Source organism: Desulfovibrio faecalis (assembly GCF_053570625.1).
The window spans coordinates 1,303,547-1,330,189 of record NZ_JBRBQR010000001.1 but is presented as its reverse complement, the minus strand read 5'-3'; the positions used below and the strand labels follow the sequence as shown (position 1 = coordinate 1,330,189).

18 protein-coding genes are annotated in these 26,643 nt (G+C 52.8%); 2 read left to right on the top strand and 16 right to left on the bottom strand.

The features are described 5' to 3' along the window. Positions 1–17: 17 nt before the first annotated feature. The 15 genes from ACUZ79_RS05845 to ACUZ79_RS05775 form a co-directional block, all read right to left on the bottom strand. Positions 18–773: a hypothetical protein gene (locus tag ACUZ79_RS05845; RefSeq protein WP_449250979.1), complete on the bottom strand. Its 756-nt coding sequence runs from the start codon at positions 771–773 to the stop codon at positions 18–20. Next, positions 773–2,767: a BREX-3 system phosphatase PglZ gene (gene pglZ, locus ACUZ79_RS05840; protein ID WP_449250978.1), complete on the bottom strand. Its 1,995-nt coding sequence runs from the start codon at positions 2,765–2,767 to the stop codon at positions 773–775. Before pglZ ends, ACUZ79_RS05845 begins: the two co-directional genes overlap by 1 nt. Then, positions 2,764–5,673 carry a DEAD/DEAH box helicase gene (locus ACUZ79_RS05835; protein ID WP_449250977.1) on the bottom strand — a complete coding sequence of 970 codons (2,910 nt, stop codon included), beginning with the start codon at positions 5,671–5,673 and terminating at the stop codon, positions 2,764–2,766. Before ACUZ79_RS05835 ends, pglZ begins: the two co-directional genes overlap by 4 nt. A 7-nt stretch (positions 5,674–5,680) precedes the next feature. Continuing rightward, positions 5,681–8,305 carry a S8 family peptidase gene (locus ACUZ79_RS05830; RefSeq protein WP_449250976.1) on the bottom strand — a complete coding sequence of 875 codons (2,625 nt, stop codon included), beginning with the start codon at positions 8,303–8,305 and terminating at the stop codon, positions 5,681–5,683. Beyond that, positions 8,298–9,305, bottom strand: coding sequence for an AAA family ATPase (locus ACUZ79_RS05825; RefSeq protein ID WP_449250975.1), 1,008 nt, complete (start codon positions 9,303–9,305; stop codon positions 8,298–8,300). Before ACUZ79_RS05825 ends, ACUZ79_RS05830 begins: the two co-directional genes overlap by 8 nt. Further along, complete coding sequence (locus ACUZ79_RS05820) at positions 9,305–12,100, bottom strand: DNA methyltransferase (RefSeq protein ID WP_449250974.1); 2,796 nt, start codon at positions 12,098–12,100, stop codon at positions 9,305–9,307. Before ACUZ79_RS05820 ends, ACUZ79_RS05825 begins: the two co-directional genes overlap by 1 nt. Before the next feature lie 84 nt (positions 12,101–12,184). Then, positions 12,185–15,928 carry a DUF6079 family protein gene (locus ACUZ79_RS05815; RefSeq protein WP_449250973.1) on the bottom strand — a complete coding sequence of 1,248 codons (3,744 nt, stop codon included), beginning with the start codon at positions 15,926–15,928 and terminating at the stop codon, positions 12,185–12,187. Then, complete coding sequence (brxF, locus tag ACUZ79_RS05810) at positions 15,925–16,440, bottom strand: BREX-3 system P-loop-containing protein BrxF (RefSeq protein ID WP_449250972.1); 516 nt, start codon at positions 16,438–16,440, stop codon at positions 15,925–15,927. Before brxF ends, ACUZ79_RS05815 begins: the two co-directional genes overlap by 4 nt. A 546-nt stretch (positions 16,441–16,986) precedes the next feature. Continuing rightward, positions 16,987–17,172 carry a hypothetical protein gene (locus ACUZ79_RS05805; protein ID WP_449250971.1) on the bottom strand — a complete coding sequence of 62 codons (186 nt, stop codon included), beginning with the start codon at positions 17,170–17,172 and terminating at the stop codon, positions 16,987–16,989. A gap of 16 nt (positions 17,173–17,188) precedes the next feature. Beyond that, positions 17,189–17,470, bottom strand: a complete 282-nt coding sequence (locus tag ACUZ79_RS05800) for a hypothetical protein (RefSeq protein ID WP_449250970.1) — start codon at positions 17,468–17,470, stop codon at positions 17,189–17,191. A 120-nt stretch (positions 17,471–17,590) separates the two neighbouring features. After that, positions 17,591–18,463 carry a ParB/RepB/Spo0J family partition protein gene (locus ACUZ79_RS05795; protein ID WP_449250969.1) on the bottom strand — a complete coding sequence of 291 codons (873 nt, stop codon included), beginning with the start codon at positions 18,461–18,463 and terminating at the stop codon, positions 17,591–17,593. A gap of 203 nt (positions 18,464–18,666) precedes the next feature. Beyond that, the gene (locus tag ACUZ79_RS05790) at positions 18,667–19,338 is read right to left on the bottom strand and encodes a YagK/YfjJ domain-containing protein (protein ID WP_449250968.1); all 672 of its coding nucleotides are present in this window, start codon (positions 19,336–19,338) and stop codon (positions 18,667–18,669) included. Positions 19,339–19,844: 506 nt separating this feature from the next. Continuing rightward, a complete protein-coding gene (locus ACUZ79_RS05785) occupies positions 19,845–21,473 on the bottom strand; it encodes a DUF3987 domain-containing protein (RefSeq protein ID WP_449250967.1) in 1,629 nt (542 codons plus the stop codon). A gap of 62 nt (positions 21,474–21,535) precedes the next feature. Beyond that, entirely contained in the window at positions 21,536–21,997 is a 462-nt protein-coding gene (locus ACUZ79_RS05780) for a hypothetical protein (protein ID WP_192113917.1), read from the bottom strand. Positions 21,998–22,205: 208 nt separating this feature from the next. After that, the gene (locus tag ACUZ79_RS05775) at positions 22,206–22,433 is read right to left on the bottom strand and encodes a hypothetical protein (protein ID WP_192113916.1); all 228 of its coding nucleotides are present in this window, start codon (positions 22,431–22,433) and stop codon (positions 22,206–22,208) included. A gap of 285 nt (positions 22,434–22,718) precedes the next feature. Between ACUZ79_RS05775 and ACUZ79_RS05770 the strand changes: the two genes are divergently transcribed. Both ACUZ79_RS05770 and ACUZ79_RS05765 read left to right on the top strand, forming a co-directional pair. Further along, positions 22,719–23,954, top strand: a complete 1,236-nt coding sequence (locus tag ACUZ79_RS05770) for an ISL3 family transposase (protein WP_096152604.1) — start codon at positions 22,719–22,721, stop codon at positions 23,952–23,954. Positions 23,955–24,219: 265 nt separating this feature from the next. Further along, positions 24,220–25,352, top strand: a protein-coding gene (locus tag ACUZ79_RS05765; RefSeq protein ID WP_449250966.1) for an IS3 family transposase whose coding sequence is annotated in 2 segments (ribosomal slippage) — positions 24,220–24,472 and positions 24,472–25,352 — 1,134 coding nt in all. Because the reading frame shifts where the segments join, the coding sequence is not laid out codon by codon here. On the opposite strand, the gene ACUZ79_RS05760 is transcribed toward ACUZ79_RS05765, so the two are convergent. After that, entirely contained in the window at positions 25,321–26,532 is a 1,212-nt protein-coding gene (locus ACUZ79_RS05760; RefSeq protein ID WP_449250965.1) for a tyrosine-type recombinase/integrase, read from the bottom strand. The genes ACUZ79_RS05765 and ACUZ79_RS05760 overlap by 32 nt on opposite strands. Positions 26,533–26,643: the final 111 nt, after the last annotated feature.

Sequence of the window (26,643 nt, the reverse complement as noted above, 5' to 3'; positions counted from 1 at the left end):
CACGTCCCATCCCTGATTTAGTTGCCCTTCAATTTCAACAGCTCATCGTCCAGTCCGTAGCGAACCACGTCGATCCGGTCGCTGCGTTGTGAAACAAAGTCACCAGTCATCACGGGAAGCTGAAATGGGAAGAATGCCGGGTTGCTTAGAATCACCCCCAACGTACCCTTGGCCTCCGGGGTGGCCAGGAGTGCGGACTCGAGCATTAGGACGGTTAGATTTGGCTCGGCAATGCTCACAGGAGCGGGTTTCTCATAGCAGCCCTTGGCCTCGGAATCATTCAGGGCTCCCCAGGCGACAAAGGAGCGGATGACGAACCGGGCATAGCGGCTTACAGTTTGCCGGTCGCCATATTGTTCCTTCAGGCGATTGATGATCTGCGTCTGCGTGACCTGATCCTGCAAGGCCAGCAGACGGCCGGTCTGCCGGGCCACATTGAACCAGAAGGGATAGACCGCCGAGATCATCCCCCAGTGAACCGCCAGGGCCATGGACGGGTTTTCCCGCAGAAACGCCAGCGAGGCATCCCGGAATGGAATCAGCTCGGGGTCAGGAGAGACCCAGATCTTCATCAGGTTGTTGACGACAAAGGTCCGGGTCTGATCGCTTCGCTCGCCCTCGGAGCCGTTGCCTTTCCTATCAGCGAGGAACTCATGCAGCTCCTGGCGGATGGTTTTGGCCTCGAGCCCCGCCAGCAGCAGATTGGCTGCTTTCTGCATCCACTCGAAACGGATCGCCTGCTTGATGCCGATGGCTTCATGTCGTTTACCCATCACCGTGTTCTCCTTTCAAACTTCACAAGGGGCACGATGACTTCTTCGATGGCTACACCGCCGTGACCTACGATGGCATCTCCCGGGTTCACAAATGCGTCGTGGCCACCGGCTACCAGGGGGAAATAATCTGCAGGCAATCCAACCGGCTGCCACTCGTGGGCAAACGGGAAGGCCCCAGCCACCTGAGCGCGGAGTTCCGGCGTGGGATAGACACGAACCCGCTCGCCGCGAGTTTCGGCAATCACACCTTCAGATGGGCGGCCTTTGCCGTCGCATTGGATGTTGCCGTGATCGGCCGTCAGCCAAACCTCATAGCCGTATTCCAACAATTGTCCGACCAGCTCAGCCAGGAACCCACCCTGGCACCACTGCTTGATCTGGTTGTGCATCCCGGCCGAGCCGAGCTGCATGCCGTGCATGATCTTGTCGACCTTGTCCACGACCAGCCCCACCACCTTGGTTTTCCCGGGGTGGATTGCGGAGTCGAGGACGCCCGCAGCATCACCATCGCCAAGGCCGCGCTGGTAAGCGACATCCAGCCGGGACAGGCCATGGCCTTCCCAGAACTGCTTCCAGAGTTTCTCTTCGCTGTTGGTCGAGTTGATGGATGACGGAAAATAGAGCGGCGGCTTGCTCGAGAAGATCGACTGCCGCGATACCGAGGTCAGCGTCGGAATCCAGGCGAAGGTCGCGGATTCGCGCATGACCAGATTGGCATCCTGCTTTTGCAGAAGCTGGCGGATGGTCACCCACTGGTCCAGGGCCAAGCCATCGACTACGATCAGCGCGGCACGGCTGCTACCGGCGTCCTCGATATCCCGAGCCAGGCGGCGTGGCACATGGTGGAGCATGGCTGGATTGGTCGGCGGTAGGTTGATCAGACTGGAGTAGTGGTCCGTCAGCCAACCGGCAAAGGTCGTGTTCAGTGCATCGCCGATTTTCCTGAGCCGGGTCCGATACTCGATGTTGTTGCCGCAATGAACCAGCGAAGAGAGTTCGGCCCATTTCAATGCAAAGGCAGTCCAATCAGAGTAACGCGCTTCCGCAGTGGGCAGTTCCTTTTCGACAAGGTGAAACAGGCGGGAAATCCGCAGCTCGTCATCGTCCACACCGGAGGTGGCGATGCCGCTACGGACCCAGGACCCGGCATCCACTTCAATATCTGTGGCCTCGACTGGGGTGAGTTTCCCCTCCAGGAACAGGTTGTCGATGTAGACCTTGATGTCCTGATGGTCGAACGGCAAGCGGTCAGGGCCGGGATACTTGAGGCCGTATTCCGGCGAATCTTCCCGCACCTGATTGGCGCTACCCAGCCTGGAAAGAAATAGCGGCCAGCGTTCCTGTAAAAAGGCGAAGAAGGCGTCACCATCCGGAACGATTTCAAAAAGCGGCCAGCCTTTGAACCCATCAGGGCCTTTGAGAACTTGAATAAGCCGCTCGGTCAGCATCTGTGGGAGCCGAAGTTTGCCATAGTGCAGACGGAGCAATAACTTTAGTAGCTCGACGTCATTGTCTATAGAGTCAAGGGGAAACTTAAAAACAGAGCGGAGAATGAAATCCTTGGAAGCATTGTCGCCCATGCGATCAGGCGGCGACTTGCGCTGGGCCTCGAATAACGCGTCCAGCAGGCTCCGGTCGAGCTTCTCGATGACCGGGTAGCTCAGGTTGGGGAAGAGATCCCCCAGGTTGAACGACAGCTTCCGGCCTGCCTGGAGCAGGTCATAAGGCAGGGATTCCAGCTCCGCATTCTGCAAGCGGAGGACAACCACCAGATCGGTGTGCTCACCCCGGTCCCAGATAGAGCGGTACTTGGACTCATAGGCGTATCTGAATTCGACCGGGTCACTGAACTCGATCAGATCGAAGCCGCGCCCGCGAAGCTCCAAGGCCAGCTTTTCCTCGGTCAGCAGGCAATCCGGGTCTGCGACCAGGGTCAGCTTGCTGACGTTGGGCACAAAGTCGTTCAGGATGGCGTCTCGCCAACTACTCATTGAGCGCCTCCCTTGATGATCCGCAGCATCAGCAGCGGCCGGATTTCCGGCACGATCAGCCTTGCCGATTGCAGTTCATGCCGCCACTCGGATTCGTCCGCATCGCAACGGGACAGTCTGAATTGCCGCACCTCCGGCAGTCCAACCCGTTCGATGGCCTTGCGGCGCGAGGCAAAAGAGACGACTCCACGTTCCTCCTCGCGAGCCACAGAGGCGAGGTGCGCCTGCTGCAGGGCGTCGAATAGCTCCTGTCCGGCTTGCTCTGCTGCTTCTTGCAACCGCTCATGGGCGATGATGGATTCGTCCTGGCCGAGGGTGGCCTGCACCTGGGCTTCCGCTGTCTGCAGCGCATCCCAGATATGCCGGGCCGTGGGCAGAAACAGTTTGCCTTCCTCGCTCAGGAACACGCTGACATAGCCGCGCCGCACCATGGGGATGCGCAGGAGATGTGTCTTCTGGTGCATTCCGGCCTGAAGGCGGATCTCAAAGAGTCCCCAGAGACCGGAGATGCTGGCTGGCAGACCGCTCACGCTTACGCATGGCAATGGCTGGCCAGCCGCGATCTGCGGCAGGTTCAGGGCCAGCCCACGGACACGGCTGTTTTCAAGATTGAGCAGGGTTGCGTCGGTGAGTCGATCCGCTTCCCGGGCATTGAACACGGCCTTGCGATGTTCCTGGCCGTCCGGCCAATTCAGATCCCACCAGGAGCGCTTGCGGCTGGCCGCGCCGCCGTGAGAGTTGAGATAGCCGACCGTCATCCGTTCCACCCAGTGAGGCAGCGGATGGGAACGCAGACGCTCAGCCGCCTGCACATCCGGCTCTTCGGAAATGCCATAGATGGCGGAGGCCTCGCGCACCTGCTGAATCTCATCACGAAGCCGAGACACCGTGTGATCGACGGAGGTTTCGATACCGTCAGGATTGAGGATGGCCGAGGCGAACACATCCTCGAACAGCTCACCGGCTTGGGCGGAGTCGAGTACGTCGCCGGTCTTGTCGATGCCGAACTCGTCGAAGATTACCGAGAGCTTCTGCTCCAGCACTTCGCGAACGCGGAACTCGACCGAGTCCTCGAACACGAAGTTGATTGCCCGCACCCTCTTGGGCTGCCCGATACGATCCACGCGGCCGATTCGCTGTTCCAGCCGCATCGGGTTCCAGGGGATGTCGTAGTTTATGATGACATGGGCGAACTGCAGGTTCAGACCCTCACCACCCGCGTCGGTGGAGACCAGCACGCGGTGCGATTTGCGGAAGGCATCCTGGGCCTGCTTGCGTTCCTCCATATCCATGGAGCCGTTCAGGGTGACGACCGATATGCCCCGGGCTTCCAGAAACTCCTTCAGCATCTGCTGGGTCGGCACGAACTCAGTGAAGATCAACACCTTCAGGTCCGGCTCGTTTTCCTCGGCCTGCAGTTCGTAGATCCACTCGATCAACGCCTCGGCCTTGGCATCCGGTCCAGCCTGTTCGCAGCGAACCGCCGCATCAAGCAGGGTCTCCACATGGCTGCCTTCGCTCTGCAGAGCCGACACGTGGGATTTCAGCAGCTCATCGAGCAGCTCCTGTCCGTCCATGTCGTAGAGCTCGGCCATTTCATCGTCTGGGCTTTCCGATCCCTCCGTGCCGTTTTCCAGCTCCGCCAGGCGCAGACTGGCCTGCTGTTCACCTTCCTTGAGTGCGGCAAGTCGTCGTTCCAAGGTGGTGCGGATCGCCCGGGTGCTGGAGACCACCAGGCGCTGCATCAGGATCATCAGAAAGCCGATGTGGCGCTTCTTCTCGCGCAGGGCCTGGTTGTAGCCCTCGCGCACGTAGTCGGTCACCGCTTCGTAAAGAAGCTGTTGCAGGTGATGACGGCTCTCCCAGGCCACCGGGGCCATCTGCGTGCGCCGGGGTTTGAAGAGCGGCTTGCCGTCGGCATCGATGGCCTTGCGTTTTTCGGTACGGATGACATACGGTGCCACCCGCTCGCGGGAGACGCTGTCCATGTCCGGAAAGGCGTCGTCATCCAGCAGGTTCATCAGGCGATGGAAGGCATCGGTCTTCCCCTGGTGGGGAGTCGCCGAAAGCAGCAGCACATAGGGCGCGGCCTCCGCCAGGCCCTTGCCGAGTTTGTAGCGGGCGACCTGATCGGTGCTGCCGCCCAGGCGGTGCGCTTCGTCCACCACCACCAGATCCCAACCGGCGGTTATCAGATCCTCGAACCGGCTGCGGTTGTATTCGACAACGCGCTCGGCGGTCCAACCGCGCCGCTTGTCCATGGGCTTGACCGAATCCAGGGAGACGATGACCTGATCGAACATCGACCAGGCTGAGTTCCGGTGGCCAGCGCCTTTTCCAAATTGGGGAGCCAGACGTTGCAAGGTGCCGATGTCGTCGCCCAGCACGAGCTGGAACTGCTCATTGAAGTGGGTCTGCATTTCCGCCACCCACTGGGTAGCGATGCCCTTGGGAGAGACGACCAGGATTCGCCGAACCAGCCCGCGCAGTTTGAGCTCGCGCATGACCAAACCGGCCTCGATGGTCTTGCCGAGGCCCACTTCGTCGGCCAGCAGATAGCGAACGCGGTCACCGGAGATAGCCCGGGACAAGGCGTGGATCTGATGCGGGAGCGGGATGACGTTGGACTCCATGGGAGCCAGCAATACATGGCCCTCGGTGGCGCTGGTAGAGCCTTCGAGCACCTCGGCCACCTTGGCTGCGGCCGCCACATAGGCAATGCGCCCGGCCTCGATCTCCGGCTGCAGGTCGGCACTCAGCGGCCGCAAGGCGGAGCGGGGCACGCGCACCACCGCGTCCTGGTTCGGCAACCAGACACGGCACACCGTCTGCCCCCACAAGGTCTGTTCTTCGATGACCTTGCAGGCGCTGTTATGAACGGTGCTGTATTGCCAAAGCGACTCCATCCGCTAATTACCCTCTACCTTGATCTGTTGCCTGCTGAATCTGAATTGCAGGTGCAATTCGAGTTCGGATTTCGTTGTAAACAGCGATGTCGACGCCCTCGGCTACCTCCAGCGACACGGCCAAACCATACGCGACAGGGCTCTGGAATTTTCCAGCGTCCTCACGGCAGTTCACTTTGATTTCGATAACTTCCCCGTCGATGAACGGTACCGCCCTCTGGCCTTCGAAAACTTCGTGCTGGACTGTTCCGCGCCGCACTGCTCGCCAGCCGTCAGTCCCGCTGCAGCTTTCTTTTCTATCTTTGGCTGGCACAACTCCGCCTACCTCGAACCACAGGCTTGATGTTCTGTACTTTTGCGTTCCTGCAGAAATTGGTGAAAGCCATGCCATGGTTACGGTCAGGCGTCGCCATTCAGGCCGGGAGCCCAGAGAAGGCGGCAGCGGCAATCTGAAAACATGGGCTTCACCATCCAAAAGTTGCCCAAAGCCCAACAAGGAGGCTCTCTGCTCCGTACAATCCAGAACGCGATCTACCTGCGGAACGCCATACCCCATCCATCTGCTAACAAGTCCACTGATCTGTCGATTATTCTCTGGCGTGCGCAGAAGTTCGCCGATTTGAGTGCCAATATCTCCCCACGCGCATCCATGAACCAGCATGGCCTTCAACAGGGGTGCTTCACATGCTCGCGCATCAACATCTGTAGCCTGCTCAGCGAATATTTGCTGAAGCGAGTCGTAACAAATACCAGCAGCACGACTCATCAATGCAGCGGCATTGCTTGTTCCACAGGAATAGGCAATACCTTCGAGACTCCCAGATTGCCGGGCAGGAATAGCGGTTTTGTTTCCTGGCGGAGTATTCCGGATTGATGGTTCGACCGGCTTTATGACGTAGTTATCCCGCCGTGAAGACCGGAGATCTTCCTGGTACAGGACCCTGCCTCCCGGGAAGACGATATCCGGCTTAATCGCCCTTCGATAACCACTACCGAACGCTGAAACTGGGCTCGGCAAGAACTGCAGAAACGGGTTGAATCGGTTATTGACCACCCCAAAGTGAGATGAATCGTATTGAACTGAACCAACCGTCAGCCCATTGATACTCTCGGCTGGAGAAAGAAGCTTGCGATTCCTGGCATCAGAAAATAGTGCTTTAACAACGGCTACTTCTTGTTCTTGTGGATCTGAAGATTCAAATTCGGTCCGCGAAATCCCGAGTTGTATGGCGTCTGACTGATTCCCGGCGCTTACAACAAAAAGCACACCATAGATGAGGCTGAGCCAATCCAGTAGCCTTGCTACAGGACTCATGGACTGCAGGAACTGTCTGTAGGGATCACCAATCGATAAATTGACCACCCTTACAGAAGGGGCTACCGGACCTTCTGTACCATCACCTTCAAATAGCCTTTTCACAGATCGGTGAATCAGGTCCACTAGCAGGACGTCATCCGGAATGTGTTCACGGCGAGGTGTCCGAAAATCATTTGGAATCGGCTGCATAATCGGGCGCACATACACTGGTCGCCCTAATGGCCGCAGCCCATCATTAAGGTCGCCGTGGACGATCAGAGACGCCATTGATGTGCCATGCACGCGCTCATTGGCGTTATAGCTGTTTTCTATATCGTCTGGGTCGTCGACGATCAGTCTTCCATTCAGAAGTCGATGATTCGCCAATGGGAGCCCATCCAAGACCGCAATTACCGGCTCCCCATCCGGCAGCGAATGTTCTTCAAGATCGGAATAGACTGCCTCGTCTTCGAGAAGGCCATCGCCAGCAAGCATCTGCCCGACAGGTCGAAAGAACATGACGCTGTCACATTTCACCAGCTCCGTATTCGGATTATCGACAACGGCCTGGATGGCATTGGCGGGCAATTCGGCCAAAATGCCATGATAGGCAATACCATCATGCAGTGACTCAGCCAAAACCTGCCCGCCTAGCTGCTGAATCAGGTTTGTAACGATTGCTGAGCCTTGCCGTCTCTTCTCTTCACTGTTTCGATACCAAAGCTCGACTTCAAACCGGATAAGCCTGCCGCCGTCATGCTCCAGATCTTCTCGCCAAGCATCAATCACCCCGGTCTCCAGAAGCCTGTCTTTGACGTCCCACCGGCGAATATCTTTCAAGCGCAGAAATACATCACGAAACTTTGTGAGCCCACCGTCGAATTTCTGTTTTGGGTCGTCCTGGTCCGTATATCGACGCCACATGGAGAGCATCTCATCCAGAGCTCTCTGATTCGTCATAACCATGTATAAACGGCCACTCAGCTCCTTCTCCGGATGCTTTTCATCGAAGAAGTCCTGATCGGGGCCTATTTCGTCGATCTCAAATTCACCCATCCACTCAAAGCCATCAATGCACTTCACAGCATTGGCGAAATCTTCGACGCTCCCGATGGTTTCCATCACAAGAACCTGTTCAGGGTCTATGCCCGTCACAGCTTGCTGGATCTCGATGTTACGGGCGCGAACAGCTTCTTGTAGCTGAGTAAATTTTGGAGCCAGTCTTTCCCCTTGCCGAAAATGTGTCGGCAGATGCGGGCGGCCACCTCCGCCGCCAAGATTCGACTTGGAAGTAACCTCAGGCGTCGGAAAAAGGAGTAGTGGGCGTTCAGGCATCCTTTACCTCCGGCTCATCCTGTTGCGCTACGGTGACTGATCTGGCGGACCAGCTTTGGAGGGTTTTGGATACGATATCCTTCATGTCGGCATTCGGTTGTTCGAGCACATACTGGCGGAACACGGTCGTGCCGAACTCTTCGACTTCCGCGAAATTCGATCCTTGGAGACGTTTGGCCAAAGTGCCAGGTGCGTATCCCAGTGGGATCTTGATCCGACGTTCGAACTTTTCAAACCACTCTGTCAGGCGAGCCCGGGTTGGACCGGGTAGCGTCATGCGGACCTGGAAGCGCCGCCACACCGCACGGTCCAGCAGTTCGGCATGATTGGTTGCCCCGATGACCATGACATGGCTCGGCAGGTTGTCGATCTGCATGAGCAGCGAACTCACCACGCGCTTGATCTCACCGGTCTCGTGCAGGTCGCCGCGCTCCTTGCCGAGGGTTTCAAACTCGTCGAAAAAGAGGACGCATTTCCGAGTGGAAGCGTATTCGAACAATTTCTTAAGGCGGACAGCGGTCTCGCCCAGGTAGGTGCCGACGATGCTCTCATAGCGAACCACAAGCAGTGGGACCACCAGTGCTTCTGCAATAGCCTCGGCCAAGGATGTCTTGCCATTACCCGGAGGTCCAATTAGAAGCACGCGGTTGCGGGGCTCCAGGTTGTAAGACCTGAGCAGATCGGTCCGGTGCTGCTCCTGAATCAGGCTCTGGCAAATCTGCTGCACCTCATCCGGGAGGATCAGATCGGACAGCTTTCGCTGGGGCATGACCTCATGAAACAGGTTGCCCATGCGCTGATCCAGCATCGGGCCACCGCCATTGGTTGCGGGGCGTTCAACCGGAGCGGCATTGAGTAACTCCTCGAGTTTCTCGGCCAGCACCTTGTGCTGCTTGGTCCGCTCTTCGGCGATGATCGCCTCGACGACCTTTCTAAAGCTGGCCTTGTCGCCCCGTATGCCGGATTGGACAAGGCGAATTAGTAAATCCGCTCTTGCCATTATTCGCCTCCCATTCTTGTTACTGCCTGGTCGTACCACATCAGCAGCTTGGGATCTTCTTCCAGGACGTTGTTGGGGATCTTGTCGGCTACGGCGACGATGACGGCATAGTCGCGCTCCTGCCAGGCTTTCTTAAATCCGGCGCGGACAGCTTCCAGGCGGAAGACCTTGAGCTTTTTCTTGACCTCTTTGTATTCCTCGAACTCCTTGAGCAGCGCCTTCTCGCGCAGCTTCTCCAAATCGCCTGCCTTGTTGGGATCGGGCACGTACCAGCGGTCGCGGGCCTTGGCGACCAGAGTTGGGTCATCCTTGGGCAGGTTGCGCAGCTCTTTCCAGTTGGTGGAAAGGTAGGCGTGGATCTGCTCAGGCACTGGGCCTTTGCCGTCGAATTTGATGAAGTTTTGTTCTAGCAGCTCATCCAATTCGAGGAGCTTTTCTGTCTTCAGCCACCCGCCAATTTCTTGCATGAACTGAGGCTTGAGTTCACCTGATGTTTGAGGCTTCTTGAGCAGTTGCTGCCTCATCCATTGGATGGCGGTATTTTCGTCAGTAATAAATAACTGTAGCTGCAGAACCTCGCGTATAGTCATTCTCTTTCTATCGTATTCTGCAATTTGATCTGGTAGAAAATACATGCCATCACGCTCAGAGAAGCGCTGGTTAAGGCCCTGATAAAACTCGGCTGCAGACAAAGGAACGGCCACTCCCCTTTGGACGTGAAATGCAACCATTCGGTCAAACAACAGAAAGTTTTGCCGCTCAGAAATGATTTCAACTTTCCCATCTTTGGAAACAAAAACAGGAAGCTGGTTGAGGTGCGTTCTGATGAAATCCCAAACCACATCTTCGGTTCCTGCTCCAATCTCAAATTTCTTTTCTAATCCATCTGTTGGTTTATATGCGGATATAACAAGGTCTTGATCAATGGCCCCAGCTCTATTTACTGCATTGAAAGACCGCTGCTGTTTATTGAGCACCCGAACATCTGCGACAACAAGCCCAGAAGACTCTATTGCCTGCTGTATCGCGCTCCAAACTGCATTCTGACTATTATGAAATTCGATGGTGATCCATCTCCCAGGCTTCAGAACACGAGAGTAAGTTCTAAAGGCTCCTAGCATCATATTCGAATAAAATGCTAAATCCTTCTTGTGGACATAGTTCAGAACACAATCGCTATCGACAGAGGTCCTTGTCTTAAGCCATGCCTCTACAAACATGTTCAGCTCTGCATATTGCAATGATTCTCCAAAAGGCGGATCTGTAAATATGTAGTCAATTGAACTGGCTGGGTAATTTCTGAGATCGACAACACTTTGGGTGGATACGGTCGCAGCCCGGTGAGTTTCTACTGAAAGAGACTTCAGCTTTTTGATCTTCCTCTTGAGAACATCAAATACATTTCTCTCAAGGTGAAGAGAGGGCGTAAAAAGAGTGCCCGAGACGCCACCGCCTCCTCCGAAATAGCCTTGTTTTCTCGAAATGTAGTTATTGATCGCGGTTAAGCAGAATCTGAAAAAGGCGGTTCTTCTGTGTGAAGAGAGTGTTTTCCCCCACAAGTGTCCATAAACAAATAAGGATCGCTTTGTGTACATATGAGCAACATGCGATAGCCCAGATCCGTTTATGAGTTTGTTGGTCTGACGACCTGGGAAAAATTCATCCGAAGGAATGCTTGGCCAGTGACGTCCTTCAAACCTTAGATCAAATTCTTTTCGATCCTCGGGCGTAACCGAGAACGTCTTTCTTGCCGTTCCCTGCTTTATTGTCTGCTCGACTAGAGCAAACTTGGGTGTGCTTACCATTTTTCCAAGCACGGGGTCGAACTCAGATGTAAATGGCCTTTCCAATTTTACCGCGCCAGAAGATTTCGACGCTGCTTTTCCTACTATCGTTCCGCAATCAGGGCATGGGAACGATCCTTCCATCTTTCCATCTTTTAACGCAGCTTCCCAAAAAATGAACTCATGCGAACAGTTAGGGCAAAGGAATACATCTGACCAGACGGCACTGAGCACAGTGCCTTTTTGCTGTCCCTGATAGAGCCATTTGAGTTCTTTTTCGGCACTCTCAATAACCTTTAGTGCTTCAGTAGCAAAAGAAGAGAGGGCGGAAAGGTCTGAGTAATTACTTGAAATAAACGTCGCAGCAGGTGAAAGGTCATTTAAAAAGGCTTTTCTCTCTCCCTTGGTAGAGAACGGTACCCATACCTTCTTACCTTCGCTATCAATCTCTTCCTGCATAATCGTTCCATCGGGCTTGATTTGATAACCGAGGGACGATATTTCGCCTTTATCACCACACATCTGTGCGGCAACACCTGCCATACCAGTTCCACAGAAACCGTCGAACACAATATCTCCAGGCTTTGTGTAGTGGAGGATGTAACGCATGATGGCTTTATGTGGGACCTTTGTATGGTATGTGTGGGCGTTGTATATAGGGTCGTTTTTGCCTTCGCTCACATCGGCCGCGAACGGCTCACAATGGTATTGCCCAATAGATTCAGGCTTCTGCGCCTCCCATTCGGCGATGAAGTCGGCGATCCACGGGTTCGGGCAGGCGGTGTAGTAAGGCGGATCGCTCAGATTCAGGATGTCCTCGTCGCTGCCGATGGGAAAGCCTTCGATCTTGCGGAACTCCGCGTCTTGCAGCTTCTTGCGCAGCTCTTCCGTAAAGTGGGCGCGGCGGGCCTCGTCGTTCTCAAACGTCATGCCGAGACAAGTCACCGGGCCGGAGGGCTTCTGCGGCTCTTCAAGCAGCGAGTCGAACAAACTGGTTTCTTTCATCTTCATAATCCTTGCTGGCGTCTTGTTTCTCAGCTTGGTCACTTCGCGAGTGACCAAGCTCGGCGGAGTTGGTCACTCGCTTAGTCACTCTTATTCCATGACGATCCGCACCTTGGCCGGGTCCTTGCCCTTGGTGAGCTGATCGATGTACTCCTCAAAGCGTTTCTTCATCTCCGCCGGGGTGGCCGGACCGTCGGTGACCTGCAGGGCCTGTTGCAGCTCCTGCGCCTTGACGGTGACCTTGACCAGGCCGGAGAGCACTTCCTTCAGGGCGTGAACAAAGTTGCTGTCCAGCGGCACTGGCAGTTCCTTCGACTTGATGAAGGCTTCCAGGGGCTCGCGGTCGTCGATCTTCAGCAGATCCATGTTGGCCTGGGTGATCGGGTCCTCCAGGTTGCTGAGGATGGTGGAGGTCCAGGCCGCCACCATGGCGTCGAGCTGGGTGTCCATCTGGTCGATCATCTGCGAGCCTGCCGCCGTGCCGGTTTCGACCGAAGGCCGGAATCCACAATGCGGGCAGATGGGCGAGGCGTCGAGGTTTTGCTCGGTCAGGGCGAAGCAGCTCTTCAGCCCGGCCAGGCGGTTCTGATAATCAGTGAGCTGCTGTCGGGGCATCAGATCGATACCGGCCAGCTTGAGCAGGGTTTGCAGGCGCTGGTCGTTGAGCAGACCCGCCTTGCGTTTGTCGTCGTTCACGCCCAGCCGGGCCTTGGTGTGCAGGCCGATGTAGGCGACGGTGTAATCCTTCTTCAGCTTCTGCAGCTTGGCGCCTATTCCGGAGAGGGGGCTCTGGGACTGGCTGGCCAGCTCGGTCAGGTCGGCCTGCTTGAGGGCATCCAGCACATCCTGTCGGGTGGTCTTCATGCGATCCACCCAGTCATGCTCGGCGGGCAGCACTGCCTCGGCGGTGGAGAGCCAGGACGCCGTCGGGCTGTGGTCCATGATGAACTCGCGCAGGGCGTCCAGCTCATCGAGCGCCTTCACGGCCTTTTCATGGGCTAGCACTTCGGGTGCGCTGTAGCGGAAGTTCTTCAGCTTGCCCGGCGAGGAGTAGGCCTGGAGCGATTCAAAGAATCCCTTGGCCTCGTCCAGTCCGCTGGCCTGGCTGGCCAGGTCGGTGCCCGCGAGCAGGTCCAGGCCCCAGAAGGAGAGCCCTTCACGCAGGGTCTGCTGGGTCATGACGATGCGTTTGACGATCTTGCCCACCGCCTGCTGCAGGTTCTGCACAGGCTCGTCCTTGCCCTGGGTGACGAGCTGGGCCATGCCCGGCGTCATGCCAAGCAGTTCGAACAGCGCCTTGAGCGCAGGCAGGTTCCATTCCTTGGGCTGTTCCAGGTGCTTGAAGCGAACCAGCTCGTCCATGCCGGTCGCGGCAAGCTGCTGCAACCCGGTGGCGTCGAATTTCTTGCCCGGGATGGCGAGCACGATGTCGCCGGAGTAGACCAGCGCCGCCACCAGGACACTCACCCATTCCGGCTCCAGACGCGAACCGCCCGGGTTCATGTACTCAAGGCCGTGGTCGTCCTGGATGATCTCGCTGCGGTTGACCACCTGGCCGTGCCCCTTGGCCTTGACGGCATCGAGGATGAACTTGGTGTACTTCGATTTGTAGGGATCGATCTTCTCGCCGTCGAGCAGCTCCAGGGCGTCCAGCACGGCGGTGGCCTGCTTGGTGCGGTTCTGCCCGGCGATGGCCCGCAGGGCATCCTGCGCGGCCTGGGCGCGGTTGTTGCCGGTGATCAGCACCGAAAAGAACGGATAGTCCGGGGCCTGGTTCTCGAAGTTCGGGGCCAGGCAGACTCCGGCGATGGTGTTCACCAGGTCGCGGAAATTGATGGTCTCGTGGGGCGACAGGCCGGACAGGTCGCGGATCGATTTGCCCTTGGCCCATTCGGTCATGGACTTGGCGCGGCCCTGATAGGTGACCTCGAAGGCATCGCTCATGTGCTTCTGCAGCCACTGGACCAGCTTCTTCAGGAAGCCGTTGGCCTTCGATTCATAGGTGGCCTTGGCGTGGCCCGATGAGGTGGCGGCAAGGTCCAGGGCGGCCGCATAGCTCTTCAGCGCGGTCTGGAATTCCTCGTCGGTGCCTTTCAGGCGGAAGAAGACTTCGTCGTTGACCTTGTCGTCCTTGAAGCGCGGCGGATCGTTGGGCTGGATGAAGTAGAGGTAAAAGTCCCGCTGCGGCACGGCGGTGGAGCGCTCGTTGGGAGCGCCGAAAAAGAGGTAGCCGGTACGGGCGGCCTTGTGCTCCTGCCAAACCAGTTCGTGCTGCCAGATCTTGTAACCGGTCACGTAGGTGGCGTCCTGGCATTCCATGACCCGCTTGAGCGCCTCGTAATAGAAACGGTCGAGCTGAGCCTGACCCAGGCTTTCAGCCCGCTTGTCGATCAGGGCATCGAAGTCGTCGGTCTTCTTCAGGTCCAGATAGAACTGTCGGTTGTCGGCATTGAAGGAGATGAACTGGCCGCTGACTGTCTTGTGTATCTCGCGCAGGACCGTTTCCACATGGGTCTGGAGATCCTTGTCGGGTTCGTCGCTACCCAGCTCGGCGATCAGCGGATCGAACAGGCAGAGGCGGTCGCGCAGCTCTTCGGCTGATGCGCCCATGGGGGCATAGATGTCGCCGGTGGTGAGGCGGTGGACGGACAGCGCATGGATCAGGCGCAGCGCCATCGGCTTGTATTGCTTGCGGGTGATGGCGTTCTCGATGCGGGATTCCAGCACCTGGCTGCAATCGATAACCGCCCGGATCTCGGGAATGGCGCGGAACGAGGCGTTCTGCTTGAGCGTGTTCCAGTAGCTGTCGAAGGCGATCAGGCCGGGCTCGTCTTGCGGCACATCCTTGCCGAGGATGCCTTTCATGCCCATGGACAGGGTCTTGAGCACCTCGCGCTTTTCCACCACGGTGACGCGTTCGAAGGTGTCGATGTAATCGGGATGCACTGGGAAGAGCCGGACAAACTCGTCCATGCGCTCGTTGAGCCCGCCGTAATATTTGGCAAAGGGCATCAGGTAGTCGCGGATCTTGGCTTGTTGCTCGGTGGTCTTCTTGAGCAGACGCTCGGCCACGACGAATTTCACATCGCTGCGGGCAATGAGGATCTGCTCGAAGCGGTCCTTCACCCGGCGGATGCTGTCGGCGACAAAGGCGAAGCGCGGGCTGTCGAAAATGGCTTCCTGGACACCGGCCATGAAACGGAAGCGCAGATCCTTACAGATCTCGCCAATCTCACGGAGGAAGTTCAGGTCGAGAATCAGTTCCTGATCCTTGCGAGTACGCAGGTAGTCGAGCAACTCGTCGACCACTAGCAGCAGGCCGTGTTCGGGGAAGACCTCGCCGAACTTGGCCATCATGTCCTCGAAGGCCCGCTTGTGGCTGGTGATGGTCCCGGCTTCGGGGAACACATACTCCACACCGAGTTTTTCGAGATGCTCTTCCAGTTCGGCCACCAGGATGTCGCGCAAGGACATGGTGGTGGCCCCGATCTCGGTACGGATGACCTTGAACCGACCTGCGATCTGAGAGGCTGCATCGCGGACACCGGCGTGGTTCAGCCCTTCCAGCAGGGAGGCATCTGCGGCAAGACTGGAGACCACCGACATCAAGTGCGACTTACCGGTGCCGTAGTTACCGACGACCAGCAGGCCTTTGTTGTCGACCGGCTGGTCGAACTGCATCTGAGGAATGACAAGCTGGGTGAGCCGTTCGGCCATTTCCTCGGAAATGACATAGGTGTTTACGAGGGTGTGCGCGGCGCTGGATTTGTCCGCGTCTCGTAATTGAACGACCGACTCAATCGGATCGAACTGGATAAGGTCTCCGTATTTCATGCTTGTCCTGCCTCTCTATTGTTTTTTGCCGAATCGACCGTGGCCGTACCATCCATGCCCACAATCAGCGCATCGACCGAGTCATAGCTGCGGTACTCGGGATGGCCGGTTTCGGCGTACAAAAGCCTCCCGGAATTCACAATTCCGTTCCACGAAGCCACCACGGCCCGGTTTCTCGAAATGGACTGCAGCAGGCGCAAGGGGTCCTGCTGGAGATCCTTGTCGAAGAGGATCTCGAGATTATCCAGCACCACTGGTGATTGGGCATGGTCCGCGATCTGATCGAGAATGCCCGGCAACCGAAGCGACCGCTGCTTTGCCGTCAGCTCCAAGAGTTCGCTGGAAAGCGCCAGATTGACGTTGACGACGGATGAGCCGACAGTCTCGGCCAATTTTCGAAGAACTCTTGTCTTGCCTGAACCGGTTTTACCTACCAGTAGAATCAGGCGGTAATAGAGACCTTCAACAGCCTGGATGGACTGTATTAGTGTATTATGAATATTTTCAGTCATATATTTCTTTCTCAGTAGAGTCTATTGATTTTTTTGTCAGTACCATTATTAAGCCCCGAGTTTCGAACGCAATCGATTTTTTTGCAGACTAGAGCCTGCTCTAATCATTAGCAAGAATCTTTGGAGCAAACGAGGCATAATGGTCGTGTCTTTTGGCGGTGGCGGCACTGCGGCGCTTCTGGCTGCCAGACGCAGAATGTGGTCTTTCTGGGAATAGTTGCGGGCAATCTTGATACTGATGCTTGGGCAGACCTGCAGGGCGTGAGCCAGCTTGCAGAATCTTAAACCCCATGGCGGTGGCTCCATCGCTGCAGCACTTGCCCCAGCGGCATTTAAGCAGCCGCACGGATGCGACCATGCCGCCGGAATCAGCGCTGGGTTCTGTCGAGCAGTGAACCAACCAGAAATTTGCGTTGTCATTTCAGGAGTGCCCCATGGCGGGCCGTGGCAACTATACTGGAGTTATAATTATTCTGTTCGGGGGGATGAAGCCCGGCCAGACTAGGAATGTTGCCTCACACATTGGCATGCGCCCCTCAACCCCTTTCACACCCTTAGCAGATCAATAAGTTGGCTGGCCTCATTTGCTGTCATCTCGGCAAATTCTTTACTGAAGTGTATTGAGCAAAGCGCTTCAGCGTCTAGTCCCTGTCGCTCAGCAAGGTCATAGGCATAGCAAAGTTGCTTGTCAGAAGCAGGCTGATTGGCCCGGTGCGGGGTAAAGTCGTACATAATCACCTCAAATTTGTCATAATAGTTGAAATTTTCTCCGAATATACGCCATGGCTGAGGCACGTGTGTAGCCAATCTTTGACCCTGCCCGTACACGCTCTGCGGGACCTTTGTGCAAGGCGTCTTCATTGGATAGCGTTTTTGCTGAGATCAGCCCTCCTGTGGCCTTCGCCAGCTCTGCTCTTGAGACCACAGGCGGCAATTCTTGTTCAATAGACCTAAAGAATGCCTCGGAGCCTATGCCCTGGCGGATCAAGTTGTCTGAGCGATCAAAATTGCGTTGCCAGTATTGTTGCATGTGTTCTCCTGCCTGTTGGGCTGATAAGGGTTGGTGTAGGAATGCATATAATAAGCAGATAGTAAAATAAAAAGGGTGTTGCCACTAAAGCAACACCCTCAAATACTTTGAGTGAAACAGTTAATTCTCTTCGGATTTGCCCTTCTGATAGGCAGAGACTTCATCCAGTAGAGCTTGTATCTCCTTTTCAATGCCGTCTCTAAAACGAGCATCCGTTATCTTTTCTACATCTTTCCTGATTCTATCGCGCAGCTTTTGAATGTGCCCTCTGAATGCATGCAATTTGCGGTCTATTGTTGTAATCTTCTTTGCATGTTGAGGCGTAGGCTGCTGATCTGCATCACCAGAAGCAGAATCTGACTGCTTTTTTGTTGACTCCTTCTTTTCTATGGCCGCTAGCATCTTTTTGAATTCAGATTGCTGCTTATCACCTTTCATTTTTGAAAGTTTAAGCAGCTTATTGCGCGACCAAAGGGGACTCCTCATAGCCGCTTCTTGCATAGCAGATGGGAGGCTATTGAGCTTGAGTACCTCAGAGATAGTACTTTCTGCCTTGCCCAATTGAACTGCAACGGCTTGTTGAGCTAAACCAGATGCATTGATGATATCCTGGATGGCTCGTGCTTCTTCCATAGGCAGGATAGAGTTCCGCTGCAAATTTTCAGTCAAGGCAATGACCCTATAATCCCCTGACACAAACTGAGCTGGCAATTCTTTACAGCCAAGGTCTGATGCCACCTTGTATCTACGCTCACCAGAGACGATTATTTTTTTATCGCCATCAACCCGGTATAGAATCGGAGTAATAATTCCATGAACCCTGATAGAGTCTTTCAACTCCTCAAGTTGCTGTTCATCAAAATAGCGCCGGGGTTGATTACTATCAGGCGATATCTCTGCTATCTTGAGCATCTCGATCTTGGGGCTTACGCCTACGCAGCTAGGAATGACAGGTTGAGCAATTGTCGATACCTTGGGGGGTTCTATGGTCACAGCAACACCTCGTATTTTATAATTATTTTACACTTCGGAGCTCCGAAGTGTCCAAGACAACCAATGATGTCTGCGAGCAGACCTATGAACTAGCGTAGGGATGATTGACAAAAAAAGTCAACACAAACCAAAGCCATGATGACCTGCGAACATAACGGTTTACTCGAGAGATCTGAAGGATGTTGTCACCACACAATTTAACATCATCGTTTTCGATGAATCCTCGTGCATGAGGACACTCTTGATCCCTTGGGGTTGAATTCTTTGGTGCGGACTTTAGCCAGATAGCTCCCAGCAAAGACTACGTCATTGATCTGTTGTTCGGCTTCTGGGGAATTGCGCTCTATGAGCTTGCCTTTGGCTCCATTACTGCTTGAAAAGTTAACCAATCCCTCATAGTTTTCATTGGGAGTGTTATTTGCGTTTTGCAGTTTGTTTTTGACTGCCCTACTCACAGCTTCTTTAACGGAATAGCCGTTTTGAATTGCATTGCCATTGACAAACGCATTTACATGAAAGTGTGGTTTGTCATCTGGTGAGGTCTTTTCTGCTGTCCATACCCAATGTACATCAGGATCATTTTTCCCATCCTTTGACTTTGAGTTTAGAGTACGTGTTGCGCTTTCAATAATCCTGGTCATGTCCTTACTGTCGAGTGTATAGTCAATCTCTTGTCCATTGTTCCCGATACGACCAGTTGCTGTGTTCTGAATGTCAAGGCGTACTGAAAACACCTTTGAGTGTTTGGCTGCCATGAGTTCAACAGTGTCTATGATCTGGTCTAATGTTTTCGTATGGCAATGAAGGTTGCCATCTTGACCATTGTTGATTGTGTAGCCCCTGTATTTTCTCCCAGTCGTGGTGTCTTTTGCCATGACCATCTCCTTTAGTTTGCTTTAACTCTGTCGTAGTTATTACTTCTATGGCTAATGAACATACAAATGGCATTAATGTTGTGCTTATAATTTATTCTGCATGTTGCATTTATTATTCGCAGCAAACAGCTCTTTTATGATTATTATTAAGACACTACTAAAACCGGGATAGCCAAGTACGAACTCCACGGAGTATAAATAATCTTACTTCTGAAAGTTGCTGACCATTTAAACATAGTATATTTGCGATAAAGTTCTACTTCAAATAAAATACAAAAGATAAAGAAATAAACAGAGTCTCTCAAAAACATTTCAAATCATTTGCCACGGATTCATAGATACATGACTCTAACTATACGTTACCCATTGCCATTAAACATAATGACAGAGTTTATGGTAAATTTGAGTAACTAAGTACATGAAATGGCGCCAGGAAGCACTCCCTGACGCCTGTATGAGCCATAAAAACTGTACTTAGAGCCATTTTTTTTCCATAAACTCTTTCATTATCGCTCTTGGCTATATCTTTCAAATGAATCAAGATGAAGAACAAATTTTGGATTTTTTGAGCCATCATCATGAAAGACTATCCAATTACACGCCTCCAGAAGTTTTAAAGCATTAGTAGCAGCTACAGCGCTCAGCCCTAGGCGGCTTCTTATGTTTTCGACATCCCAGACTTGTCCGATCTTGTGCCTTTTGTCTTCCCGTCGTGATAAGATGTTATCTAAAATTTGCTTAGCAATAAGATAGGCGGGCAACCCCCTTGGATCATGCGCAAATTCAAAATGATCTATAAGATTTCTGGCAACACTAATCCCTATGCTCATTTCGTAGGCATTAATGCTTGCTTCGTGTGGAATGTCGTGGAGTAAGGCATGGAAGGCACATGCGAATCTCACAGCTAAGCCATGCATCTTTTTTAAGCTCGCAGCAACCGAACCGTGCATGTCTGGTATAATATCAAATTTAATCTCCTCTTCAAAATCTTGGATTAACTTTGACGCATCAGCTTCGACATTTATTACATACCGTTGCGGTGACGAATTTTGCGTGTAGTACATACTAAGCAATCGTATCATAACAGCATCATAAAGCTTAATTGATTTGAACATAGATGGAACACGCTCGTGATGCTCATGAAGAAAGAAAGGGCTGATCCGTGGGGTCAAACCGATGTCATTAAGATGTTTATTGCCATAAACCTCTGCTGCAACGCTATACTGCGACGCCAGCAGCATAGGAAGTGCGGGTTGCTTCAGGTGTATTTGATCCCTGCCCAAGCGAGTATAAGGTTCTTGGGTATAACCACGCAAAATAATATCTAAATTTGCGTTTGGACTGAGCACGAGATCCCGAAAGACACTAGGTTCAGGACTAACTACCCCAATACACCCCCCATTATCCCTTACACACTCTAGCAAAGCTACCGGCGTGCCAGAATCTATTACAACTTTCGGGGCTGGCCTGCACATTTCCGCCGTTTTTTTTCTGAGCTCAGCGCTTTGAAGAGCTAATTCTTTGGAAGATTCCAGCATCTTGTCGACAATATACATTGGATTTTCTCCGACAAGCTCCTTAACAGTATTTCGAGTGATTTTCCCCTCGAAACAACTTAGATGTTTATTGCTGATACGGCGGATTTCATTGGCCATCATCAATTCTCTTTCCGATGGAGCTTTACTTTTTTCAAAACATTCAAATGGTTTATATAGTATACTAAAGAAACCGCTCTTACGAGCACCTGAGTCACCAATCATCACGGACATAATGGGTGAAGGTTCAACCCAGCCTTCTCTTACAAAAACTGACACCGCTCCCCTTAATGCAATGCTTGCGCATGTAAGCAATGCAGTTACAGCTGCATCTGGCGGCACATGTAGATCAGGGTGGCTAATGTATGTCACACAAGGATAAATTTCGTTTGGAATTGATAAATTATGAGAGAGACGCTCAGGCATGCTTGATAAAGAGAATGGGCGATACTTAGCACTAAATTCATATTGGCAATCCTTGAGATAATTATTAAGTTCAAAATTGTCCTTATTGTTCTGAAATCGCTTAATTTCCTCATACAAATGATTTGCCCTGGTCATCTTCTGCAGCCACGGCAATGCCTTTCTTCCTGTGGACATATATTTCTCCTTATATATTCGAGCCCGAGTGGCAATTTCTTGCCACTCGCTGCTCAAATAAATTATTTATATTCCATAACGATGATCTTTCCATTCTGAACATCCGGCTCAACACGAAGATACTCAGAATTGGCTATGCCAAACTTGTTCATGACTTTTTTTAGTTCCTGAGGTGTATTTATAACTTCGTATTTTTGTGACACATCGCACAATTGCCCTTCCATGTGTAGAGAAAAATAGATTTTTATTAGAAAATCCTTGCGAAGGTTATATTTATGCATTACTGCGGCGAATGGCACACCAGCATTATGGTCCTCTGCTATTTTTGTTTTTAACTCTTCCATTTGTTGAGCGGTACGCCGACTTCGCTTAACTCCCACGCCATTATTGCCAATTTTTTCGCGTGCACGGGTGACCTGTGCATTGCTACTAATTTCATTGAAATCGCTTACCCCTATATCGTTTTGAGATGACATTACATCCGGCGAAGATCTTTCATTTACGAGACTGCAGATATCAAGCATAATAGTCACCTTTTTTCAGATATTGACTGATACTACTGATAAACAGTGCATATTCAGCCCATCAATATTTTAAATTAACCAACAATTCCCACGACAACTAACTAGCATTAGTTCATTTTACTAACATCTCACCCTCATTTACTTCAAAGTTTGATCCCATACCCCAAATAGACAGTCGCACTCCTGCGCCCATCTCTTAGGAGCAAAGTTAACGCACACGACTGCGAAGCCAAGCTATGAATGCGGTTCTTTCGTAGCCAGCATATTTGCCAATTCGAATTTTTCCACTTGGCCCTTGCCCCTTTGAATCCAAATTGGCCAACCCGCCAGGCGTAATCAAAGTCCCGCAATATTTGGGCACGTCATGACGCGCAAAGATCGGTGGAAGTGCGCTCTCAAGTTCCTTCCAAAAATTTTCTAATGCTTTTTCTCCCATCGAAATTACCTCCTCCTAATCGCCCAATGCGATCAAAATTTATGATGCAGAGCGCTACTTGCTCTTGCGGCTAACATATAGCCTGTTAAAAGTTTGTCTACAATCTATTGATATTATTAATTAATCTTAAAAAAATACCATTCAAAATTCAAAAATTCAGAAAACTAACAGTCTACAATTATTCAATTTTTAGAATGACCATTCTGAATTTTTTCTTAAACTTTTTGGCTCTTCCGGGTTTTCCGTGGGTAGCTGATCTGCTAATGTCCTTCCCGGAGGGCACCAATGAAGGATACGGACCTATATTTTCGGATTCTCGGGCTGACCGAGCCCTGGTTTGTTGAGGCTGTTGAACTGGACACGGCGGAAGGTCGGGTAGACATCCGCGTGGAGCATGGTCCTGGTGTTCGCTGGTTTTGCCCTACTTGTGGTCGAGAGCTGGCTTGCCGCGACCATGCCGAGCCTCGTGTCTGGCGCCATCTGGACACGTGCCAGTTCAAGACGTTCCTGCATGCTCGGATTCCCCGAGTGGACTGCCCCGAGCATGGCGTCCTTCAGGTCAACGTGCCTTGGGCCGAGTCCAAGGCACGTTTCACCATATTGATGGAGCGATTGATCATCGACGTGCTGACCGAGTGCGCCACCGTAACAGGAGCGCGGCGCATCCTGCGCATCACCTGGGACGAAGCATGGGGTGTCATGGAAAGGGCGGTGCGCCGGGGCCGGGAGCGCAAGCAATCGAATCCCTCGCGGTATCTTGGCGTTGACGAGAAGGCATTCCGCAAGGGGCACGACTATGTGACCGTGGTTTGTGATCTGATCGGCAGCACGGTGGAGTATGTGGCCGACGAGCGTAAGGCCGAAAGCCTTGAGGGGTACTACCTTCAGTTCACCAAGGCGCAGTTGGAGCGGATCAAGGCCGTGGCCATGGACATGTGGGAGCCCTATTTTAAAGCTACGCTCAAACATGTGCCGGACGCGGCGGGGAAAATCGTTCACGATCGGTTCCACGTCATGAAACACGTAGGCGAGGCTGTGGACCGGGTACGCAAGCAAGAGCACCGCGAACTCACAAGTCAGGATGACCATCGACTCAAGGGCACGAAATTCCTCTGGCTATACCGGGAGGAGAATCTGCCGGACAAACACCGGCCAGCCCTGGAGGCCTTGAAGACAGCGAACCTCAAGGTGGCCAAGGCCTGGGCCATGAAGGAAAGCCTGAACGACGTCTGGAAGTACCTGAGCACGGGATGGGCCAGACGTTTTGTGAAGCGATGGCTGGTCTGGGTGAACAGGTCAGATCTTGCCCCAATGCGCAAAGTGGGCGGACTGATTCAGAGACATCTTGAGAACATCCTGACCTTCTGCCGCCACAGGATCACCAACGGCGTGGCCGAGGGCCTCAACAGCAAGATCATGGCCATCAAGAGGAAGGCTTGCGGTTATAGGAACCGGGAGCATTTCAAGACAGCCATCTACTTCTTCTGTGGCGGTCTAAACCTCTACCCGGCCAGTTCCTGACAGGGGTTACCCACGGAAAACCCGGAAGAACCAACTTTTTTTTGTATTTTTTACGGCGAGTGTATGTTCAGGGGCGACCCCAAAAAAAAAGCCGTCGACATCCGACGGCTTTTTGGCAATTTTTTTGAAAAGGGGTCATTCTGATTGAGGTAACACGCCTTCTAAGCATAATGCTGCTCTTTGAAGCGTATCAGGAGCAAGATTGACCCTCCCCCCGAAAAGTATGCCATTGAAAAGTTAGTGTTCCTGGCATAGGAGCACAAGAATGAAACGTAGCAGATTCACCGAAGAACAGATTATTGGGATATTGCGGCAAGCCGAGGCTGGCGTTCGCGTTGTCGATCTTTGCCGTCAGCATGGCATTTCGGATGCGACCTTTTACAAATGGCGCAGCAAGTTCGGTGGGATGAACATCTCTGACGCCAAGCGTTTGCGCCAGTTGGAGGAAGAGAACGCCCGGCTGAAAAGACTTGTGGGCGAACAAGCGCTTGATATCGTCGTCCTGAAGGACGTGATCTCAAAAAACTTTTGAGGCCCGCAGCCAACAGGGAAGCCGTGCATCACATTCAGACTGCGCATGGCTACTCAGAGCGGCGGGCTTGCCGAGTGATTCAGTTTAATCGCTGTTCAGCCAGACGGCCACCATCTGAGGACCGTGATCTTCTTTTGCGGACTCGGATGCTGGAACTGGCAAATGACAGGCGGCGTTTCGGTTCTCCGCGCTTGCACGAATTATTGCGTCGGGAAGAGCTGGTGCAGAACCATAAGCGGACAGAAAGGATTTACCAGGAAGAAAACCTTTCACTGCGTACCCGCAAGCGAGTGAAGCGTCCAAGCCATGCCCGTATTGTCCAGGCTGGCCCTGCTGGCCCAGATGAACAATGGGCGATGGATTTCGTAAGCGACTCCCTTATGGGTGGGCGACGCATCCGGATTTTGACAATTGCCGATCTGTGGGATCGTTCAAGCCCCGCACTCGAAGTGGATATGTCGTTGCCTGGAGTACGAGTTGTGCGCGTCCTTGAAAGACTACGCCTTCAAGGTCGGTTGCCACAGCGAATCAAGGTTGATAATGGGCCGGAATTTAGCGGTAAGGCCCTGGATACATGGGCTTTTGAGCATGGTGTGCAGATTGAGTTCTCTCGTCCGGGGAAGCCCACAGATAATGGGCACATTGAAAGCTTTAACGGAAAATTCCGGGATGAGTGTTTAAATCAGAACGTGTTTCTGTCCCTGCACGATGCCCGCAGGACAGTTGAAGCCTGGCGGCAGGATTACAACCAGCAGCGACCGCACAGCTCATTGGGCTGGCTGACGCCGGAAGAGTTCCGTGAAAAGAATATAACCTGCAACCCAGTGGGAACCACTAACTTACAAGTGGTATGCGCAGTGGGGTAAGGTCAAGATGACTATACCTCTCGGTCATTTCCAACGTGCTATGTCCCATTAGTTTAGCAACGGTATAAAGAGGCGTACCCTTTTGCACCAACCATGAGGCAAACGTATGGCGAAGGCTGTGAAAGACTACTCTCTGGCGGGAGTCAGAAATTTCAATAGGAACTTGTGTTCCATCGGCTAGAATTCGCAATTCCCCAGAGTTGTTCAGACCTAAGTCTCTAACTGTACGTTCAAACGTATCTGAGACCCATTTACGCGCAAGCCCATCCTTACCAGGAAAGACATACTGTAGTTTACTTTCTGATTTAGGAAGTCTACCTATCAGCATTCTGCGCACTTCTTCGCCCATAAATGCGTGACGATTTTTATTATTTTTTGTGTCTCTTATATAAATGGTGCCGTTAATAAAATCGATATCAGACCACGTAAGAGCATGCACTTCCCCAGCACGTAGACCGCAAAAAAGAGAAAGCAGCGCCATATCGTGCATATCAAGAGAACGACCACGCAGTGCGCTCAGCAAAGCACATGCCTCGTCAGGCGTAAGGAAACGCATTCGTCGATTGTCTTTTTTGGGAAGCTTTACCCGTTTCGTTGGAGAATTCCCAGAAACGAGACCTCGAGATGCGGCATGATTCCAGACCTGTGAAATGATTCCAAGGATTTTGGCCATAGTGGCTGGGCTTTTACCTTGTTCTGTGGCCTTCAATATGACCTCTTCCACCATATTAGTCGTGATTTTCTGTAAAGAAATTGATCCGATAATGGGGAAAATCCACTTACCAGCCATACTTTTTTCAAAGGTAATGGTTCTAGGATGTTTTCCAACGCACGAAGGCAAGTAATCAGAATTCCAAAATTCAGCTAGCGTGATATGGTTGCGATGAGCAGCCTGTGCTTCAAGTTCTTCGGCTTGGCGGGCTTCGTTTTCCATCTGTCGCATGTCAGCCAAGGACTGTGGTCGCTTACCAGTTTTGATATTGTTTTTGATGATGGCGAGTAGCCCCGCCGCAGTGGCTGCGGATACTTTTTCAGAGGCCCAACCAACCCCTTCTTCCTTATCTTTGCCATTAAGTTTGTAGCGGATAAAAAAATAACGATCCGGCTTGATTCCATTTTTACGAGTTTTACTGTCTCTATACCTAACCCCAGGATGATTACTCTTAGTGGCCTCAGCCATATTTAAGATCCTACCTGCCTAAATTTTAGCCCCGCTATAGCCCCGCTTTTTTATTTCAAATGTCATGCGGAGTGGTGATGAGTGATGAAGAATTTACTAGCAAAACACTCG

Bases quoted from the DNA above. Each gene is read 5' to 3' on its own strand.
- ACUZ79_RS05770 (WP_096152604.1), top strand. From the start codon at position 22,719: ATGAAGGATACGGACCTATATTTTCGGATTCTCGGGCTGACCGAGCCC.
- ACUZ79_RS05820 (WP_449250974.1), bottom strand. From the start codon at position 12,100: ATGAAGATGAAAGAAACCAGTTTGTTCGACTCGCTGCTTGAAGAGCCG.
- ACUZ79_RS05775 (WP_192113916.1), bottom strand. From the start codon at position 22,433: ATGGGAGAAAAAGCATTAGAAAATTTTTGGAAGGAACTTGAGAGCGCA.
- ACUZ79_RS05760 (WP_449250965.1), bottom strand. From the start codon at position 26,532: ATGGCTGAGGCCACTAAGAGTAATCATCCTGGGGTTAGGTATAGAGAC.
- ACUZ79_RS05845 (WP_449250979.1), bottom strand. From the start codon at position 773: ATGGGTAAACGACATGAAGCCATCGGCATCAAGCAGGCGATCCGTTTC.
- ACUZ79_RS05805 (WP_449250971.1), bottom strand. From the start codon at position 17,172: ATGTACGACTTTACCCCGCACCGGGCCAATCAGCCTGCTTCTGACAAG.
- ACUZ79_RS05800 (WP_449250970.1), bottom strand. From the start codon at position 17,470: ATGCAACAATACTGGCAACGCAATTTTGATCGCTCAGACAACTTGATC.
- ACUZ79_RS05825 (WP_449250975.1), bottom strand. From the start codon at position 9,305: ATGGCAAGAGCGGATTTACTAATTCGCCTTGTCCAATCCGGCATACGG.
- ACUZ79_RS05830 (WP_449250976.1), bottom strand. From the start codon at position 8,305: ATGCCTGAACGCCCACTACTCCTTTTTCCGACGCCTGAGGTTACTTCC.
- ACUZ79_RS05815 (WP_449250973.1), bottom strand. From the start codon at position 15,928: ATGAAATACGGAGACCTTATCCAGTTCGATCCGATTGAGTCGGTCGTT.
- ACUZ79_RS05785 (WP_449250967.1), bottom strand. From the start codon at position 21,473: ATGTCCACAGGAAGAAAGGCATTGCCGTGGCTGCAGAAGATGACCAGG.
- pglZ (WP_449250978.1), bottom strand. From the start codon at position 2,767: ATGAGTAGTTGGCGAGACGCCATCCTGAACGACTTTGTGCCCAACGTC.
- brxF (WP_449250972.1), bottom strand. From the start codon at position 16,440: ATGACTGAAAATATTCATAATACACTAATACAGTCCATCCAGGCTGTT.
- ACUZ79_RS05780 (WP_192113917.1), bottom strand. From the start codon at position 21,997: ATGCTTGATATCTGCAGTCTCGTAAATGAAAGATCTTCGCCGGATGTA.
- ACUZ79_RS05790 (WP_449250968.1), bottom strand. From the start codon at position 19,338: ATGGCAAAAGACACCACGACTGGGAGAAAATACAGGGGCTACACAATC.
- ACUZ79_RS05835 (WP_449250977.1), bottom strand. From the start codon at position 5,673: ATGGAGTCGCTTTGGCAATACAGCACCGTTCATAACAGCGCCTGCAAG.